This window comes from Streptomyces cyaneofuscatus, assembly GCF_042718795.1.
Lineage (GTDB): Bacteria > Actinomycetota > Actinomycetes > Streptomycetales > Streptomycetaceae > Streptomyces > Streptomyces cyaneofuscatus_A.
In genome coordinates this window covers 60,322-77,387 of sequence record NZ_JBHXOX010000005.1, presented here as the reverse complement: position 1 = coordinate 77,387, position 17,066 = coordinate 60,322, and the positions used below count along the sequence as shown (strand labels likewise).

Genomic DNA, 17,066 nt, shown 5'->3' with positions numbered 1-17,066 from the left:
GCGTCTACCCTCGCCGCATGGCCTCACCCGTCGCCTTCGCCCACGGCTTCCCGTTCGACCCGGCCCACGGCTACACCGCCCCCGACCGGCTGCTCCAGGTCCCGGCCCCGCCCGCCCCGGACGACTTCGCGGCGTTCTGGCGCGACCGGTACGCCCGCGCCCGCGCGGTCGACACCCGGCCCGTCCTCGGCCCGGTGGAGGAGGAGCGCGACGGCGTACGGATCCACGGCATCACGTACACCTCCGTGGGCGGCCTCCGGCTCGGCGGCTGGCTCGCCCTGCCCGCCGAGGGGCCGGTCCGGTACGGCTTCGTCGTCGGCCACGGGTACGGCGGCCGCCAGGACCCGGGCCGGGACCTCCCGCCGCCGCTGTCCGGGGCCGCCGCGATCCTGCCGTGCGTACGGGGGATGGGGGAGCGGGGCCGGGCCGACGGCATCCCGGACCTGGCCGAGACGCATGTCCTGTACGGGATCGGCTCCCGCGACTCGTACGTCATCGGGGAGTGCGTGGCCGACCTCTGGTGCGCCGCCTCGGCCCTCACGGAGGCCGTCCCGGAACTGGCGGGCGCCGGGCACCCCGGCGGGCCGCGCCTCGGCTACCTCGGCGAGAGCTTCGGCGGCGGGCTCGGGGCCCTCGCGCTCCCCTGGGAGAGCCGCTTCGGCGCCGCCCAGCTCACCGTCCCCACCTTCGGCAACCACCCGCTGCGGCTGACGCTGCCCTGCACCGGCAGCGGCGAGGCGGTGCGGGCGTACCACCGCGAGCACCCCGAAGTCACCGGCGTACTGCGCTACTTCGACGCGGCGACGGCGGCCGGCCGGCTGGAGCTGCCGACGCTGGTGGCGGCGGCCCTGTTCGACCCGGCGGTGCCGCCGCCGGGCCAGTTCGCCGTGTACAACGCGCTGGCCGGGGAGCGGGAGCTCCAGGTGCTGAGCGCGGGGCACTTCCCGTACCGGGGGATGACGGCCGAGGCGGCGGAGCTGGACGCCCGCCGGACGCGCTTCTTCGGGGAGCGGCTGGTCCCGGCCGGCTGAGGGTCCCGGGCGCGCGGGCTCAGGCGCGCGGGCTCAGGCGGGCGGGCGGCCGTTCTCGCTCCGGGGGCCGTGCCAGTCCAGGCACAGGACGGTGGCGTCGTCCTTGGGCGGGTTGCCGCCGTAGGCGTCGGCGACGGCGTTGACCATCGCGCGGACGGCCTCACGCGGGTGCTCGGCGGCGGTCCGGAGCAGGAGTCCGGGCAGGTCGACCGTCTCCGCCTCGCGTTCCTGCACACCGTCGGTGAAGATCACGAGACGGTCGCCGGGGCGCAGGTCGAGGTCCTGCACCCGGTAGGCACCCTGCGGGGGGAAGCCGAAGGGCATGTCGATCTGGAGAGCGATCTCCTCGACCTCGCCGTCGCGCAGTCGGAGCGGCGCGGGGTGGCCGGCGTTGACGAGCTGGGCGCGGCTGCCGTCCAGGGCGATGCGGAGCACCTGGCCGGTGGCGAAGGTGTTCCTCCCGTGGTCGAGCAGTGCCTGATGCATCTGGCGGGCCTGCTCGGCGAGGTCCGCTCCGGCCCGGCGGGCGCCGCGCGAGGCGTTCACGACGAGGGTGGCGATCAGCGAGGCGTTGACGTCGTGGCCCATGGCGTCGGTGACGGACAGGTGCAGGGCGCTGCTGTCGAGGCTGTAGTCAAAGGTGTCCCCGGCGATGTCGGAGGCCGGTACCAGGGCCCCGGCGAGGGCGAACTCGGCCGCGTCGCAGGAGGGGGCGGAGGGCAGGAGCTGGCGCTGGATCTCCGCCGCCAGGCTGACCGGCGTGGTGCGGTTGCCCCAGTGGTAGAGGTCGGTGAAGCGGCGGTCGGTGACGATGATGTACGCCAGCGCGTGCGCGGCCTCCTCGATCTGTGCCAGCACGTCCTCGGTGACGGTGTCGAGGAACAGCTCCAGCACGCCGATGGCGTCGCCGCGGTTGGTCACGGGGGCGAGGACGCGCTCACCCTGCCCGTCCTCCTCCGCCTGCACCACCTTCTGGGACCGCAGCACCTTGTCGTAGATGCCGCTGCCGGCCAGCGGAACGCGCTCGGTCCGGTTGTCCTGGGAGGCGTTGGCCATGTCGCTGACCCGGAGCAGGTGGCCGCCGACCACGTCCACGAAGAGGAACGACACGTACCGCGCCCCGAACCGGGCGCGCAGGTCGCGCGCCACGACATCGAGCGAATTCACCGGTGCGGCATCCCTCGCGGCCGTCAGTACGGCGGCCAGCCCCGTCCTGTCACTCGTCACCACAGCCTCCTCGGGTAGGAAGTGCTTATGCCCTCCCAGCCCCGGATCAGCGCCCCGTACGAGTGATCCGGCTCAGCCGCAGCCGCAACTGGCCCGCCGGGTCACCGAGACCGGCAGCTCCAGCGAGACCGGCGGGCGGGCCGGGTCGGCCAGCCGCTGGACCAGCAACTCCACCGCCTGCTCGCCGAGTTCGCGGATCGGCTGGCGGACCGTGGTCAGGGGCGGGCGGACGATCCGGCTGAGCGGGATGCCGTCGAAGCCGGTCACCGCGATGTCCTCGGGCACCCGCACCCCGCGCTGCTCCAGCGCCTGGAGGGCGCCCATCGCCATCTGGTCGTTGACGAAGAGCATCGCCTCCGGCCGCTCGACCCCAGCGCCCTCCGCGCGGTCCAGCAGGGCGGCCGCCGCCCGGGCGCCCTCGGCCTGCGTCAGGGTGCCGGTGCTCAGTTCGGGGCGGGAGGGGACGGGGAGCCCGGTCTCCTGGCACGCCTGCCGGAAGCCGTGGAAGCGGGCGACGGCGTCGGGTGAGTCGTCCTCGCCGCCGATGAACGCGAGGCGGCGCAGCCCGTGGTCCTCGATGAGGTGGCGGGTCAGGGCGCGCTGGCCGTCGGCGTTGGCGACCACGATGTGGTCCAGGTGGTCGATCTCGCGGGGCCCGGCGAGCATCACCACGGGCAGCCGGCGCGAGATGACCTCCAGGTCCTCGGTCGGCACGGTCCGCGCCAGTACGGCGAACCCGTCGACCCTCCCCGCGACCTTGGCGACCAGGCTCTCCGGCCCGCCGTCCAGCGAGGCGGCGATGAGCAGGGCGTAACCGTGGCGCCGCGCCGCCCGCTCCATGCCCCGGATGATCTGGTCGGAGTACAGCATGACGGCTTGGTCGTCGTCCGCGTCGTTGAGCGCGGCGGCGCTCTCGGCGTCCGGGTCGGCGTAGTCGGGGAAGCAGAGGCCGAGCACGCCGGTGGTGCGGCTGGCCAGGCCCCGGGCGCTGCCGCTGGGTACGTAACCGAGCTCGCGGGCCGCCTCCAGGACCCGCTCGCGGGTCTGGGCGCGTACGGAGTCGGGGTTGCGGTAGACCCGCGAGACCGTGGCAATGGAGACGCCCGACCGCTCGGCGACGTCGTACACCGTGGGGGCGCTCACTCGACCGACCGTCCGTCCGCTGCTGCTGGCTCCTGGGCGGCTGGTGCCGGCCCCTCTGGCTCGTGAAAGCGCATTCACCCTAGATCCTGGGCCGCCGGGGGAGCAAGGCGGCGCGATCCGGCGCGGGGGAGCAGGGGTGCGGGGGTGTCGGGGGGCGCGGGGGCGCGGGGGTGCGGGGGTGCCGAATCGTTCCTCCGGGCGGGTGAGCTTGCGGTTCCGGTCCGTCGTGTCGGCGTCCCCTCCCGCGCGGAGGCGCTTTCAGTGGGTGGCAGGAATCAGTGTGATCAACTGCAAATGCCACCAAACAAGCACTATCCGGTCCATTCCGGTACGGGGTGGTCCGGGCCGGCCCCGGAGGTATCAGCCATGTCCCACGTCGGCGTCCCGCGCGGGACGGTACGAAAGCGCCGCTCGCTCGCGCTCCTCACGGCGGGGGTGCTCACGATCCCCGCGCTGGCGGGGTGCAGCTCCGACTCCGAGCAGACCTCCCGGGGGGTCCCGCAGGACATCGCCCCCGCCGCCCGCGACCGGGTCGCCGACGGATCTACGGTGAACTGGGCCGTCGACGCGATGCCCACCACCCTCAACGCCTTCCAGGCGGACGCCGACGGCGCCACCACCAGGATCACCGGGGCCCTGCTGCCCACGCTCTTCCCGATGGACGCGGCCGGGCAGCCGAAGCTCAACCCGGACTACCTGGAGTCCGCCAAGATCATCGAGCGGGAGCCGAAGCAGGTCGTGCTCTACAAGCTCAACCAGCAGGCGGTCTGGAGCGACGGCCGCGAGATCGGCGCCCCCGACTTCGTCGCCCAGTGGCGGGCGCTCAGCGGCAAGGACTCGGCCTTCTGGACGGCCCGGAACTCCGGCTACGAGCGGATCGAGAAGATCGAGCGCGGCGCCGACGACCTCCAGGTCCGGGTCACGTTCGCGAAGCCGTACGCCGACTGGCGCTCGCTCTTCTCGCCGCTCTACCCGAAGGAGGTCACCGGCTCCCCGGACACCTTCAACGACGGCGCGCGCACCGCCCTGAAGAACACCGCGGGCCCCTTCCAGCTCAAGAGCGTGAGCAAGGCCGAGGGGACCGTCACCCTCACCCGCAGCCCCCGCTGGTGGGGCGAGAAGGCCAAGCTGGACAGCATCGTCTTCCGGGCCGTCGCCCCCAAGGACCGCACCAAGGCCCTCGCCGACGGCACCGTGCACATCACCGACGTCGACGCCACCACCGCCGACCGCATCACACTCGCCCTCCGCGACGGCGGCAACGGCGGCAACGGCCAGCCGCTCACCCACGGCCCCGGCGCCGACCTCACGCCGGCCGCCGCCCTGCGCTCCTGGGCCCTGGCCAACGGCTCCGACGAGGAGCAGGCGGAGATCGCCCAGGCGGCCCGGGAGAAGAACCGCAAGGCCGTCGTCGCGTACGGGGCGGAACAGAAGGCCCTGCGCGGATACGCCGTACGCAAGTCCCTGGAGCCCGCCTACACCCAGCTCGCGCTGAACGGCGAGTCCGGCCCGCTCGCGGACGACCGGGTCCGCCGGGCGGTGGCCCGCGCCCTGGACCGCCAGGAGCTCGCCGAGACCGTACTGAAGCCGCTCGGCCTCCCGGCGAAGCCGCTCGGCAGCCACCTGGCCCTGGCCGGACAGCCCGGGTACAAGGACGGCAGCGGGGCGCTCGGCGACCAGAACACCAAGGAGGCCCAGGCCCTGCTGGCCGACGCGGGGTGGACCCAGGGCGGTGCGGCCGAGAAGCCGAAGGACACCAAGGCGGGCAGCGAGGCGGAGAAGAAGGACAAGGACGCCGAGGACAAGAAGAAGGACGCGGACAAGGAGGACGCGGAGAAGACCGAGGCGGAGGAGAAGAAGACCGACAAGGACGAGGAGCAGGCGGAGAAGAAGACCGACAAGACCGACAAGGACGAGGAGAAGGCCGACCAGGCCGCCGTCGGCTCCGACGAGAGCGCCGCCTCCCGCGCCGAGGGCCTCTACATCGTCGGCCAGGACGACAAGCCGGGCGCCGGCCCCGTCCAGGCCCCCGACGCCTCCACCGCCACCCAGGTTCTCGCCCCGTCCCGGGCCGCCGCCGCCCAGAGCCTCGCCCTGCTCCGCCAGGCGAGCGCCGTGAGCGAGGACAGCACCTCCACCACCACCGCCGCCGCCGAAGCCGCCTCGAAGGCCACCGCCCAGAACCAGGCCTCCGCCCAGGACAAGCAGCCCGGCGGCGCGGCCGGCGCGTACGCCCCCCTGGGCACCGCCGCCCCCGCACCCGCCTCGGTCAAGGGGCCGCTCGGCAAGGACGGCAAGACGCTGACCCTGCGCTTCGTGCTCCCCTCCGGCCCCGGCTCGCAGTCGCTGCGCGGGGTGGGCGACCGGATCGCGGCGATGCTGGAGAAGATCGGGATCGGTACGGAGATCACCAAGGTCCCCGACGAGAGCTACTTCAAGGACCACATCGCCTCCGGCGACTACGACCTGGCGCTCTACTCCTGGCCCGCCACGGCCTACCCGGCCACCGACGGACGCCCGATCTACGCCAAGCCGGAGCCGGCCACCGACGGGTCCCTCCTCGTCGAGCAGAACTACACCCGGGTCGGCACCGACCACATCGACCAGCTCTTCGACCAGGCGGTCGCCGAGCTCGACGAGAAGGCCGCAAGGGAGCTGATGAAGCAGGCGGACGCCCGGATCTGGGCGGCTGCCGGATCGATTCCGCTCTTCCAGCGCCCGCAGCTCGTCGCCGTGGACAAGAAGCTCGCGAACGTCGGTGCCTTCGGCTTCGCGGCCCCCCGTTACCAGGACATCGGGTTCACGGACCGGCAAGCGGCAGGTTCCGCCGCAGACCGCAAGAAGTAGCAGGTCACCGGAGCTACCGGCAGGTCACCGGAAGAACCGGCAGGTCAGCGGAGAAAACAGCAGGTCAACGCTTTGCGCAAGCTCAGATGCTGCTCAAAACCCTTGCCCGTCGGCGACCCCGGCGGGCAAGGTGGTATCTGCCCTGACCCGGGCCGTTCGACCTCCTCACACCCTCCCCGCACTCTCCCCCCACGCGGCTCCCACGCGGCTCCCGTGCGGCCTCCCACCGGCCGCCCCCGCTCCTTGACACCCGCTGAATATCGCCTGAATCACAGGGGAAGACCGCGTTCGCGGATCGGCCCGGGAAGCCCGGCGGGCGCAAGGCCCGTACCATGGGACGAGCCGTGGCGTGCCGCCCGGCGGGCGTACGAGGACTCGAAGACCGACTGAGACGCCTGATCCCACGATCCGAGAGAAGCGCAAGCCACCCATGCCCACGCGCCACGACATCCGTAACGTAGCCATCGTCGCCCACGTCGACCACGGCAAGACCACGCTGGTCGACGCCATGCTCAAGCAGGCCGGAGCGTTCGCCGCCCACGCCGCCGAGCACCTCGACGATCGCATGATGGACTCGAACGACCTGGAGCGTGAGAAGGGCATCACGATCCTCGCCAAGAACACGGCGGTGAAGTACCACCCCAAGGACGGCGGGGACCCGATCACGATCAACATCATCGACACCCCCGGCCACGCCGACTTCGGCGGCGAGGTCGAGCGCGGTCTGTCGATGGTGGACGCGGTCGTGCTGCTCGTCGACGCCTCCGAGGGCCCGCTGCCCCAGACCCGCTTCGTGCTGCGCAAGGCGCTGGCCGCGAAGATGCCGGTCATCCTCTGCATCAACAAGACGGACCGTCCCGACTCCCGGATCGCCGAGGTCGTCGACGAGACGTACGACCTGTTCCTGGACCTGGACGCGGACGAGGACCAGATCGAGTTCCCGATCGTCTACGCCTGCGCCCGTGACGGCGTCGCCTCGCTGACCAAGCCCGAGGACGGCACCGTTCCGCAGGACAGCGAGAACCTGGAGCCGTTCTTCTCCACGATCCTCAGCCACGTCCCGGCCCCGAAGTTCGACGAGGCCGCCCCGCTCCAGGCCCACGTCACCAACCTGGACGCCGACAACTTCCTCGGCCGTATCGCGCTCTGCCGCGTCGAGCAGGGTGAGCTGCGCAAGGGCCAGACCGTCACCTGGATCAAGCGTGACGGCACCATGTCCAACGTCCGCATCACCGAGCTGATGATGACCGAGGCGCTCACCCGCAAGCCGGCCGAGGTGGCGGGCCCGGGTGACATCTGCGCGGTCGCCGGCTTCCCGGACATCATGATCGGCGAGACCCTGGCCGACCCCGAGAACCCGATCGCGCTCCCGCTGATCACGGTCGACGAGCCGGCCATCTCGATGACCATCGGCACCAACACCTCGCCGCTCGTCGGCAAGGGCGGCAAGGGCCACAAGGTCACCGCCCGCCAGGTGAAGGACCGCCTGGACCGCGAGCTGATCGGTAACGTCTCCCTCCGCGTCCTGGACACCGAGCGCCCCGACGCCTGGGAGGTCCAGGGCCGTGGTGAGCTCGCGCTCGCCATCCTGGTCGAGCAGATGCGCCGCGAGGGCTTCGAGCTGACCGTCGGCAAGCCCGAGGTCGTCACCAAGCAGATCGACGGCAAGACGCACGAGCCGATCGAGCGCATGACGATCGACTCCCCCGAGGAGCACCTCGGCGCCATCACGCAGCTCATGGCGACCCGCAAGGGCCGTATGGAGACCATGACGAACCACGGCTCCGGCTGGGTCCGCATGGAGTGGATCGTTCCTTCGCGCGGCCTCATCGGCTTCCGTACGGAGTTCCTGACGCAGACCCGCGGTACGGGCATCGCGCACTCCATCTTCGAGGGCCACGAGCCGTGGTTCGGCGAGCTGCGCACCCGTCACAACGGCTCGCTGGTGGCGGACCGTTCGGGTTCGGTGACGCCGTTCGCGATGGTCAACCTCCAGGAGCGCGGTGTCATCTTCACCGAGGCCGGCACCGAGGTGTACGAGGGCATGATCATCGGCGAGAACTCGCGCGCCGACGACATGGACGTGAACATCACCAAGGAGAAGAAGCTCACCAACATGCGTGCGGCCTCCGCGGACACCACGGAGAACGTGGTCCCGGCCCGCAAGCTCTCGCTGGAGCAGTCCCTGGAGTTCTGCCGCGAGGACGAGTGCATCGAGGTGACCCCGGAGACCGTGCGTATCCGCAAGGTCGTCCTGGACGCCAAGGAGCGCGGCCGCACCGCCTCCCGCGCCAAGCGCTGACGTCAGCCCCGCAGCGGCGGGTACGTAACCCCGCAGCGGCGGGCATGTGCCCCCGCAGCAGCAGCGGGCACGTAACCCCGTAGCGGGCGCCGAGGCGGTTCTGGGCGCCCGGCGGAACGGCTGAGCTGTTCGACGCGACCGGTCCGGCCTCCACGACCCGTGGAGGCCGGACCTTTCGCGTTCCTCGCGGTCGTGCGTGGCCGTGCACGGCGGGCACAGCGGGCACGAAGAAGGCCGGCGGCTGGTACACCCAGTGGCGCCGTGGCGGCGGCACGAAGTGGATCAAGACCGGCCGCTACGGCAAGGCGCCGAGCCGGCCCCCCAGGACCGAGGGCGGCGTGCGCTGCGGTGCCCAGCCGCCGAAGAAGTCCCCGGCCGCCGCGGTGAAGAAGAAGTACTGCTCTTCGAGGCCGGCCTGATGGGGCCGCACCTCCGCCGACGTGCTATTGCCGATCCGGTTCGATTGGGTCGGCAATACGTCTGTCAGGGGCCTGGTTCCGATGGGAGAATGCGGTTCGGGACAGGTCGCCACGCAATCCATTTTCCTGATGCATGTGTCCGGTTATCGGGCGTCGCCCTCCGGAAGTTGCGTTAACAGTCCGTTTCGCGGGCGTCTGTCTAGGATCACTTTGTCCGGATTTCGGGCATCCGGGGGCCGGTGATGTTGTCAAACCGAGACCCTTTAAGTGTGGTTTACGGCCCGGCCGTACCCAATAGTTGGCTGCATTGAGCTCGGGTCAATGGGTCACGCGCTGTGGGGAGCGCCGACTCACGAGCACACTTCGGGGTTACTGCTCATCGCCGTCAGGGGTGTCGGCGACGTACCAGTGCCCCTCTCGTAGTGATCAAAAGTGGACTCTTGAGGAGGAGAACCCATGCGTGGTTCCAAGATGGTCGGGTGCGCGATAGTCGTCGCCCTGGCCGCGACCGCTTGTGGCGGCGGCGGTGGCGACAGCGAGAGCAAGGGCAGCTCCGGCAACGGCTTCAGCATGAACATCGCCGAGCCCAAGCGGCTCGTCCCGCAGTCGACCACCGAGTCCGGTGGCTCGCAGGTCCTGTCGGGCCTGTTCACCCCGCTGGTCGACTTCGACGCGAAGAGCCAGCCGGTCCTGGCCGCCGCGGAGTCCATCGAGAGCCCGGACAACAAGGTCTGGACGATCAAGCTCAAGGACGCCACCTGGCACGACGGCAAGCCCGTCACCGCCAAGGACTACGTCGGTGCCTGGAACTGGGGCGCCTACGGCCCGAACGCGGCCGACGGCAACTACTTCTTCGGCACCATCGCCGGCTACGACGAGATGAACCCCGTCGACCCGGACGGCGAGGAAGGCCCGAAGAAGGCCGCCGAGCCGAAGGCCAAGGAACTCTCCGGCCTCAAGGCGATCGACGACAAGACCATCCAGGTCACCCTCAAGGCCCCGTTCGCCGGCTACAAGTCGGTCCTGGGCTACACGGTCTTCTACCCGATGCCGGAGGCGGCCCTCGCCGACCTCAAGGCGTACGAGGAAGCCCCGATCGGCCAGGGTCCGTTCCAGATGGACGGCAAGTGGAACCACGACAAGTTCGTGAAGGTCAAGGCCTACAAGGACTACAAGCTCGGTGACAAGCCGAAGGTCGACTCGGTCGAGTTCCGGATCTTCCAGGACCAGAACACCGCGTACAACGACCTGCTCGCCAACAACCTCGACATCGTGGACCAGATCCCGACCGAGGTCATGGGCACCGCTCCGAACGAGCTCGGCGACCGCTTCAAGACGTCGCTGGCCTCCACCTTCCAGTTCGTCGCCTTCCCGACGTACGACAAGAAGTACAGCGACCCGCGCGTCCGCAAGGCCATCTCGATGGCCATCGACCGCGACGAGATCATCAAGGTCGTCTTCCAGGACTCGCAGTCCTCCGCGCGTTCCTTCGTCTCCCCGGTCGTGGGCGGCTACCGCGAGGACACCTGTGGCGAGGCCTGCAAGTTCGACCCGGCCGCCGCCAAGAAGCTGCTCGCCGAGGCCGGTGGCATCGACGGCAACAAGATCAACATCGGTCACAACGCCGATGGCGGTCACGAGCAGTGGGTCAACGCCACGTGTGACCAGCTCAAGAAGAACATCGGTCTGGAGTGCGTGAGCCAGGCCGTGCCGAAGTTCGCCGAGCTGCTGACGCAGGTCGAGAACAAGAAGTTCTCCGGCATGTTCCGCATGGGCTGGATCATGGACTACCCGTCCATGGAGAACTACCTGGGCCCGCTGTACAGCACCGGTGGTTCCTCGAACTACTACGGCTACAGCAACAAGGACTTCGACCGCCTCCTCGACGAGGGCCGTCAGGCGAAGACCGAGGCCGACGCCATCAAGAAGTGGCAGGAGGCCGAGGACATCCTGGCGAAGGACATGCCGGTGATCCCGCTCCGCTTCGGCAAGAACGTCTTCGGTCACTCGACCAACGTGAAGAACGTCGAGATGAACCTGTTCAACCAGGTCGAGCTCACCAAGGTTGAGAAGTCCTGACCTGCGTCTCGTTTGACGCAGCAGTCAAAAATTAGGGCCTGACGACGGGGGGCGGACCCACATCCGCCCCCCGTCGTTCCCACGAGGAGGAACCATGGGCCGCTACGTCGCAAGACGGCTGCTCCAGATGCTCCCGGTCATCATCGGGACCACCTTTCTGGTCTTCGCTCTCGTCACCGCCATGGGTGGTGACCCGGTACAGAACCTGTACGGAGAGCGTCCTGTTCCGGAAAGCATCAGAGTTGCGCTGACCGCGCAGTACCACCTGGACGACCCCCTGCCGATCCGCTACGGCTACTACCTCGCGGGTCTGGTCCAGGGTGATTTCGGGACAAGCCTCAGTGGCGGCCGTCCCATCAGCCAAATGATTGCCGACGCGTGGCCGGAGACCCTCCGCATCGCCGGTATCGCCTTCGTCTTCGAAACGATCATCGGCGTCGCCGCCGGTGTGATGGCGGGCATGCGGCGCGGAAAGTTCCTGGACAACCTCGTCCTGCTCTCCACGCTGACCGTCATCGCCATCCCGATCTTCGTCCTCGGGCAGGTCAGCCAGATCTTCCTGGGCGTCAAGGCCGGCATCTTCCCCGTCTCGGGGACCAACGAGGGTTTCATCAGTTACCTTCTGCCCGGACTTGTCCTCGGTTCCGTCTCACTCGCCTACATCGCACGCCTCGCCAGAGCCTCCGTCGCGGAGAACCTGCGGATGGACTACGTACGTACGGCCAAGGCGAAGGGCCTCACCCCGTCCCGCATCACCGGCGTCCACGTCCTGAGGAACTCGCTGATCCCCGTGGTCACGTACCTCGGCGCGGACCTCGGCACGCTCATGGGCGGGGCCATCGTCACCGAGCGGATCTTCAACATCCCCGGTGTCGGCTACAACCTCTTCAAGGCGATCCAGATCGAGGACGGACCGGCACTGGTCGGTTTCGTGACCCTCCTCGTCATCGTCTACGTGGTGATGGCGCTCGTCGTGGACCTCCTCTATGCCGTGCTTGACCCGAGGATTCGCTATGCCTGACGCAACCAAGACCTCCGCAGCCCCGGAGTCCGCCGAGACGGCCGCGGCCGCATCGGCACAGGGCACCAAGGCCCCGGTGAGGGAGCAGGCCAAGCCGCGCAGCCTCCTCCAGGACGCGGTGCGCGACCTCGTGCGCCGACCGCTCTTCCTGATCCCGTCCGGCATCATCCTGGTGCTGGTCGCGATGGCCGCGTTCCCGTCGCTGTTCGCCAGCGCGGACCCGCAACTGTGCGAGCTGGGCCGCTCGTTGCAGAAGCCCAGCGCCGACGCCTGGTTCGGCTACGACGCCCGTGGCTGCGACGTCTACGCCCGGACGATCTACGGCACCCGCACCTCGATCACCGTCGGCGTCCTCGCCACCCTGGGCTCGGCTCTCATCGCGCTGATCTTCGGCCTCGTCGCCGGGTTCTACGGCCGCTGGGTCGACGCGATCATCTCGCGCGGCATCGACATCGTGATGGGCATCCCGTTCCTCGTCGGCGCCATCGTCATCCTCAACAGCTTCCGCGACGACGACGGTTTCCGCATCGGCGGCATCTGGGGCGTGCTCACCGCGCTCACCGTGCTCGGCTGGATGAGCATGGCCCGCATCATGCGGTCCACCGCCATGCAGACCAAGCAGTCGGACTACGTGACCGCCGCTCGCTCACTCGGCGCTTCCACCAGCCGGCTGATGTTCCGCCACGTGCTGCCGAACGCCCTGACCCCGCTGATCGTGCTGGCGACCATCTCGCTCGGCGTGATCATCTCGGCCGAGGCGACGCTGAGCTTCCTCGGTGTCGGTATCCAGGAGCCGACCATCTCCTGGGGCGTCATGATCAACCAGTCGCTGGGGCGGATCCGTGAGTCGCTCCACCCGCTGCTCTTCCCGGCCGGCTTCGTCAGCATCACCGTGCTGGCGTTCATCATGCTCGGCGACGCGGTGCGCGACGCCCTCGACCCCAAGCTGCGCTGAGGGAGGCGTACGTGACTACGATCGAAAAAACCGCGAACGTCCCCGCTCCCCGCAGCGACGACGACCACCAGGGCCCGCTGCTCGAAGTGCGCGACCTGCACGTCGAGTTCCACACCCGCGAAGGTGTCGCCAAGGCGGTCAACGGTGTCAACTACACCGTCGACGCCGGTGAGACGCTGGCCGTGCTCGGGGAGTCCGGCTCCGGCAAGTCCGTGACCGCCCAGGCGATCATGGGCATCCTGGACATGCCCCCGGGCCGCATCCCGAAGGGCGAGATCCTCTTCCGCGGCCAGGACATGCTGACCATGACCGACGAGGAGCGCCGCAAGATCCGCGGCCGCCGCGTCGCGATGATCTTCCAGGACGCGCTGTCCTCGCTGAACCCGGTCCTGACCGTCGGCTACCAGCTCGGCGAGATGTTCCGCGTCCACCTGGGCATGTCCAAGAAGGACGCCAAGCTCAAGGCCATCGAGTTGATGGACCGGGTGCGCATCCCGGCGGCGAAGGAGCGGGTCAACGACTACCCGCACCAGTTCTCCGGCGGTATGCGCCAGCGCATCATGATCGCCATGGCGCTGGCCCTGGAGCCCGACCTGATCATCGCGGACGAGCCCACCACCGCTCTGGACGTCACCGTCCAGGCCCAGGTCATGGACCTGCTCGCCGAGCTCCAGCGCGAGTACAACATGGGGCTCATCCTGATCACCCACGACCTCGGCGTGGTCGCCGACGTCGCGGACAAGATCGCGGTGATGTACGCGGGCCGGATCGTGGAGACCGCTCCGGTGCACGAGCTCTACAGCCGCCCGTCGCACCCCTACACGCGCGGTCTGCTCGACTCGATCCCGCGGCTGGACCAGAAGGGCCAGGAGCTGTACGCGATCAAGGGCCTGCCGCCCAACCTGACGCGTATCCCGACGGGTTGCGCGTTCAACCCGCGCTGCCCCAAGGCCGAGGACATCTGCCGTACGGACGTCCCGCCGCTGCACCCGGTGACCGAGCGCGACGGCACCGACCTGCCGGGCCGCGGAAGCGCGTGCCACTTCTGGAAGGAGACGATCCATGGCTGAGCTCGACAAGGAGTCCGTGGACGCCACCCCCAACGTCACCGAGGTGGAGACGGTCGACGCCGCCACCGAAGCGGAGGCCGTAGCCGCTCTCGAGGCGCCGGTCGAGCGGGGCGAGCCGATCCTCCAGGTGCGCAACCTGGTCAAGCACTTCCCGCTGACCCAGGGCATCCTCTTCAAGAAGCAGATCGGTGCGGTCAAGGCCGTGGACGGGATCTCCTTCGATCTCTTCCAGGGGGAGACGCTCGGCATCGTGGGTGAGTCCGGCTGTGGCAAGTCCACCGTCGCCAAGCTGCTCATGATGCTGGAGAAGGCGACCGCCGGCGAGGTCTTCTACAAGGGCCAGGACATCACCAAGCTGTCCGGGCGCGCGCTGAAGGCCGTGCGACGCAACATCCAGATGGTGTTCCAGGACCCGTACACCTCGCTGAACCCGCGCATGACGGTCGGCGACATCATCGGGGAGCCGTTCGAGATCCACCCCGAGGTGGCTCCGAAGGGCGACCGGCGGCGGAAGGTCCAGGAGCTCCTGGACGTCGTCGGCCTGAACCCGGAGTACATCAACCGGTACCCGCACCAGTTCTCCGGCGGCCAGCGGCAGCGCATCGGCATCGCCCGCGGCCTGGCGCTCAACCCGGAGATCATCATCTGCGACGAGCCGGTCTCCGCGCTCGACGTGTCGGTGCAGGCGCAGGTCATCAACCTGATGGAGAAGCTCCAGGACGAGTTCAACCTCTCCTACCTCTTCATCGCGCACGACCTCTCCATCGTCCGGCACATCTCGGACCGGGTCGGCGTCATGTACCTCGGCAAGATGGCCGAGATCGGTACGGACACGCAGATCTACGACCACCCGACGCACCCGTACACCCAGGCGCTGCTCTCCGCGGTGCCGGTGCCGGACCCCTCCGCGCGTGAGGGCCGCGAGCGGATCATCCTCACCGGTGACGTACCGTCACCGGCGAACCCGCCGTCGGGCTGCCGCTTCCGCACCCGGTGCTGGAAGGCGGAGGAGCGCTGCGCCACGGAGGCGCCGCTGCTGGCGATCCCCGAGCGCTTCGTCACCGCGGGCGGCCCGGCCGCGCACGAGTCGGCGTGCCACTTCGCGGAGGAGAAGGACGTAGTTCACGCTGCGTAACGTCTCCTGACAGCTGTACGTCGGATGCCCGGCCCCTCCCGAGGGGCCGGGCATCCGTGCGTCCGGCCGCGCCCGCGCCCGTACGGGGTAAGCCCGCATGCGATGCAGGGCGGTATGGGGTGATATGAGGCATTGAGCTACTCGATGACTCTAGGAGGCACTTCATGCGCGGAGCCACACGGACCCGGTGGGCCGCATGTGCGGTGGCCGTCGCCCTGGCAGCGACGGCCTGCGGCGGTGGAGGCGACGACAGCGGCGGCAGCGGCGCCGACGGGATCGTCAGCTCCTCCTGGGGCGACCCGCAGAACCCGCTGGAGCCCGCCAACACCAACGAGGTGCAGGGCGGCAAGGTCCTCGACATGGTCTTCCGGGGGCTCATCCGGTACGACCCCAAGACCGGCGAGGCCCAGAACATGCTCGCCGAGTCCATCGACTCCAGCGACGCCCAGAACTTCACGATCAAGCTCAAGGGCGGCTGGACCTTCTCCAACGGCGAGAAGGTCACCGCCAAGTCCTTCGTGGACGCCTGGAACTACGGCGCGGCGCTGAAGAACAACCAGAAGAACGCCTACTTCTTCCAGTACATCGAGGGGTACGACAAGGTCCACCCCGAGTCCGGCTCGGCCTCCGCCGAAACCCTCTCGGGCCTCAAGGTCGTCGACGACCTGACCTTCACCGCCAAGCTCAGCCAGAAGTTCTCCCTGTGGCCCGACACCCTCGGCTACGCCGCCTTCGTACCGCTGCCCAAGGCGTTCTACGACGACCACGACGCCTGGCTCTCCAAGCCCATCGGCAACGGCCCGTACACCATCGAGTCGTACGCCAAGGGCTCCGCGATGAACCTGCGGAAGTGGGACGACTACCCGGGCGACGACAAGGCGAAGAACGGCGGCGTCGACCTCAAGGTCTTCACCGACAACAACACCGCCTACACCTCGCTGACCTCGGGCAACCTCGACCTGGTCGACGACGTGCCCGCCTCCCAGCTCCGTAACGTCGAACAGGACCTCGGCGACCGGTACATCAACACCCCCGCCGGCATCATCCAGACCATCTCCTTCCCCTTCTACGACAAGGAGTGGGACACGGAAAACGCCCGGAAGGTGCGCCAGGGCCTCTCCATGGCGATCAACCGGAAGCAGATCACCGACCAGATCTTCCAGAAGACCCGCACCCCCGCGACCGACTGGACCTCCCCGGTCCTCGGCGAGGACGGCGGCTTCAAGGAAGGGCTCTGCGGCAAGGAGTGCGAGTACGACAAGGCCGCGGCCAAGAAGCTGATCGACGAGGGCGGCGGCATCCCCGGTGGCCAGCTGAAGCTCTCGTACAACGCGGACACCGGCTCCCACAAGGAGTGGGTCGACGCCGTCTGCAACAGCATCAACAACGTCATGGGCAACAACAAGGCCTGCGTCGGTGGCCCGATCGGCACGTTCGCCGACTTCCGCAGCCAGGTCTCCACCCAGAAGATGACGGGCCCCTGGCGCGCGGGCTGGCAGATGGACTACCCGCTGATCCAGAACTTCCTGCAGCCGCTCTACTACACCAACGCCCCGTCCAACGACGGCAAGTGGACCAACAAGGAGTTCGACGACCTGGTCGACCAGGCCAACGCCGAGACCGACAAGGCGAAGGCCATCACCACCTTCCAGGACGCGGAGAAGGTGCTCGTCGAGCAGATGCCGTCCATCCCGCTCTGGTACCAGAACGGCAGCGCGGGCTACTCGGAGCGCGTCAGCAACGTGGAGCTGAACCCGTTCAGCGTGCCGGTCTACACGGAGATCACGGTCAACTGACCCGCTGAGGCAGGGGGCCGGGGCGCCTGACGCGTGCCCCG

The 17,066-nt window shown here is 69.2% G+C and carries 12 protein-coding genes; 9 read left to right on the top strand and 3 right to left on the bottom strand.

Translation table 11 applies throughout. The features are described from left to right. Window positions 1-17 precede the first annotated feature (17 nt). Window positions 18-1,031: an acetylxylan esterase gene (locus tag ACFWRT_RS06530; protein ID WP_380953045.1), complete on the top strand. Its 1,014-nt coding sequence runs from the start codon at window positions 18-20 to the stop codon at window positions 1,029-1,031. 33 nt (window positions 1,032-1,064) lie between these two features. Here the strand turns inward: ACFWRT_RS06530 and ACFWRT_RS06525 are convergent, their stop codons facing one another. Continuing rightward, entirely contained in the window at window positions 1,065-2,258 is a 1,194-nt protein-coding gene (locus tag ACFWRT_RS06525; RefSeq protein ID WP_380953044.1) for a PP2C family protein-serine/threonine phosphatase, read from the bottom strand. 72 nt (window positions 2,259-2,330) lie between these two features. Beyond that, window positions 2,331-3,401, bottom strand: coding sequence for a LacI family DNA-binding transcriptional regulator (locus ACFWRT_RS06520; RefSeq protein ID WP_380953043.1), 1,071 nt, complete (start codon window positions 3,399-3,401; stop codon window positions 2,331-2,333). Window positions 3,402-3,767: 366 nt separating this feature from the next. On the opposite strand from ACFWRT_RS06520, the gene ACFWRT_RS06515 reads away from it, so the two are divergent. Further along, the gene (locus tag ACFWRT_RS06515) at window positions 3,768-6,248 is read left to right on the top strand and encodes an ABC transporter family substrate-binding protein (protein WP_380953042.1); all 2,481 of its coding nucleotides are present in this window, start codon (window positions 3,768-3,770) and stop codon (window positions 6,246-6,248) included. A 430-nt stretch (window positions 6,249-6,678) separates the two neighbouring features. Beyond that, a complete protein-coding gene (typA, locus tag ACFWRT_RS06510) occupies window positions 6,679-8,550 on the top strand; it encodes a translational GTPase TypA (protein ID WP_380953041.1) in 1,872 nt (623 codons plus the stop codon). A gap of 295 nt (window positions 8,551-8,845) precedes the next feature. Here typA and ACFWRT_RS06505 read toward each other — a convergent pair whose 3' ends face one another. After that, window positions 8,846-8,980, bottom strand: a complete 135-nt coding sequence (locus ACFWRT_RS06505) for a hypothetical protein (protein WP_380953040.1) — start codon at window positions 8,978-8,980, stop codon at window positions 8,846-8,848. A 445-nt stretch (window positions 8,981-9,425) separates the two neighbouring features. Here ACFWRT_RS06505 and ACFWRT_RS06500 point away from each other — a divergent pair, with 445 nt between their 5' ends. The 6 genes from ACFWRT_RS06500 to ACFWRT_RS06475 all read left to right on the top strand — a co-directional run bounded on the left by ACFWRT_RS06500 (window position 9,426) and on the right by ACFWRT_RS06475 (window position 17,025). Then, window positions 9,426-11,048 carry a peptide ABC transporter substrate-binding protein gene (locus tag ACFWRT_RS06500; RefSeq protein WP_380953039.1) on the top strand — a complete coding sequence of 541 codons (1,623 nt, stop codon included), beginning with the start codon at window positions 9,426-9,428 and terminating at the stop codon, window positions 11,046-11,048. 94 nt (window positions 11,049-11,142) lie between these two features. Continuing rightward, on the top strand, window positions 11,143-12,069 hold the full coding sequence (locus tag ACFWRT_RS06495; protein ID WP_380953038.1) for an ABC transporter permease: 927 nt from the start codon (window positions 11,143-11,145) through the stop codon (window positions 12,067-12,069). Then, complete coding sequence (locus ACFWRT_RS06490) at window positions 12,062-13,024, top strand: ABC transporter permease (RefSeq protein WP_380953037.1); 963 nt, start codon at window positions 12,062-12,064, stop codon at window positions 13,022-13,024. Before ACFWRT_RS06495 ends, ACFWRT_RS06490 begins: the two co-directional genes overlap by 8 nt. 11 nt (window positions 13,025-13,035) lie before the next feature. Next, entirely contained in the window at window positions 13,036-14,094 is a 1,059-nt protein-coding gene (locus ACFWRT_RS06485; RefSeq protein ID WP_380953036.1) for an ABC transporter ATP-binding protein, read from the top strand. After that, window positions 14,087-15,229: an ABC transporter ATP-binding protein gene (locus ACFWRT_RS06480; protein ID WP_380953035.1), complete on the top strand. Its 1,143-nt coding sequence runs from the start codon at window positions 14,087-14,089 to the stop codon at window positions 15,227-15,229. The genes ACFWRT_RS06485 and ACFWRT_RS06480 overlap by 8 nt, the downstream gene beginning before the upstream one ends. A gap of 164 nt (window positions 15,230-15,393) precedes the next feature. Further along, window positions 15,394-17,025, top strand: a complete 1,632-nt coding sequence (locus ACFWRT_RS06475) for a peptide ABC transporter substrate-binding protein (RefSeq protein WP_380953034.1) — start codon at window positions 15,394-15,396, stop codon at window positions 17,023-17,025. Window positions 17,026-17,066 lie beyond the last annotated feature (41 nt).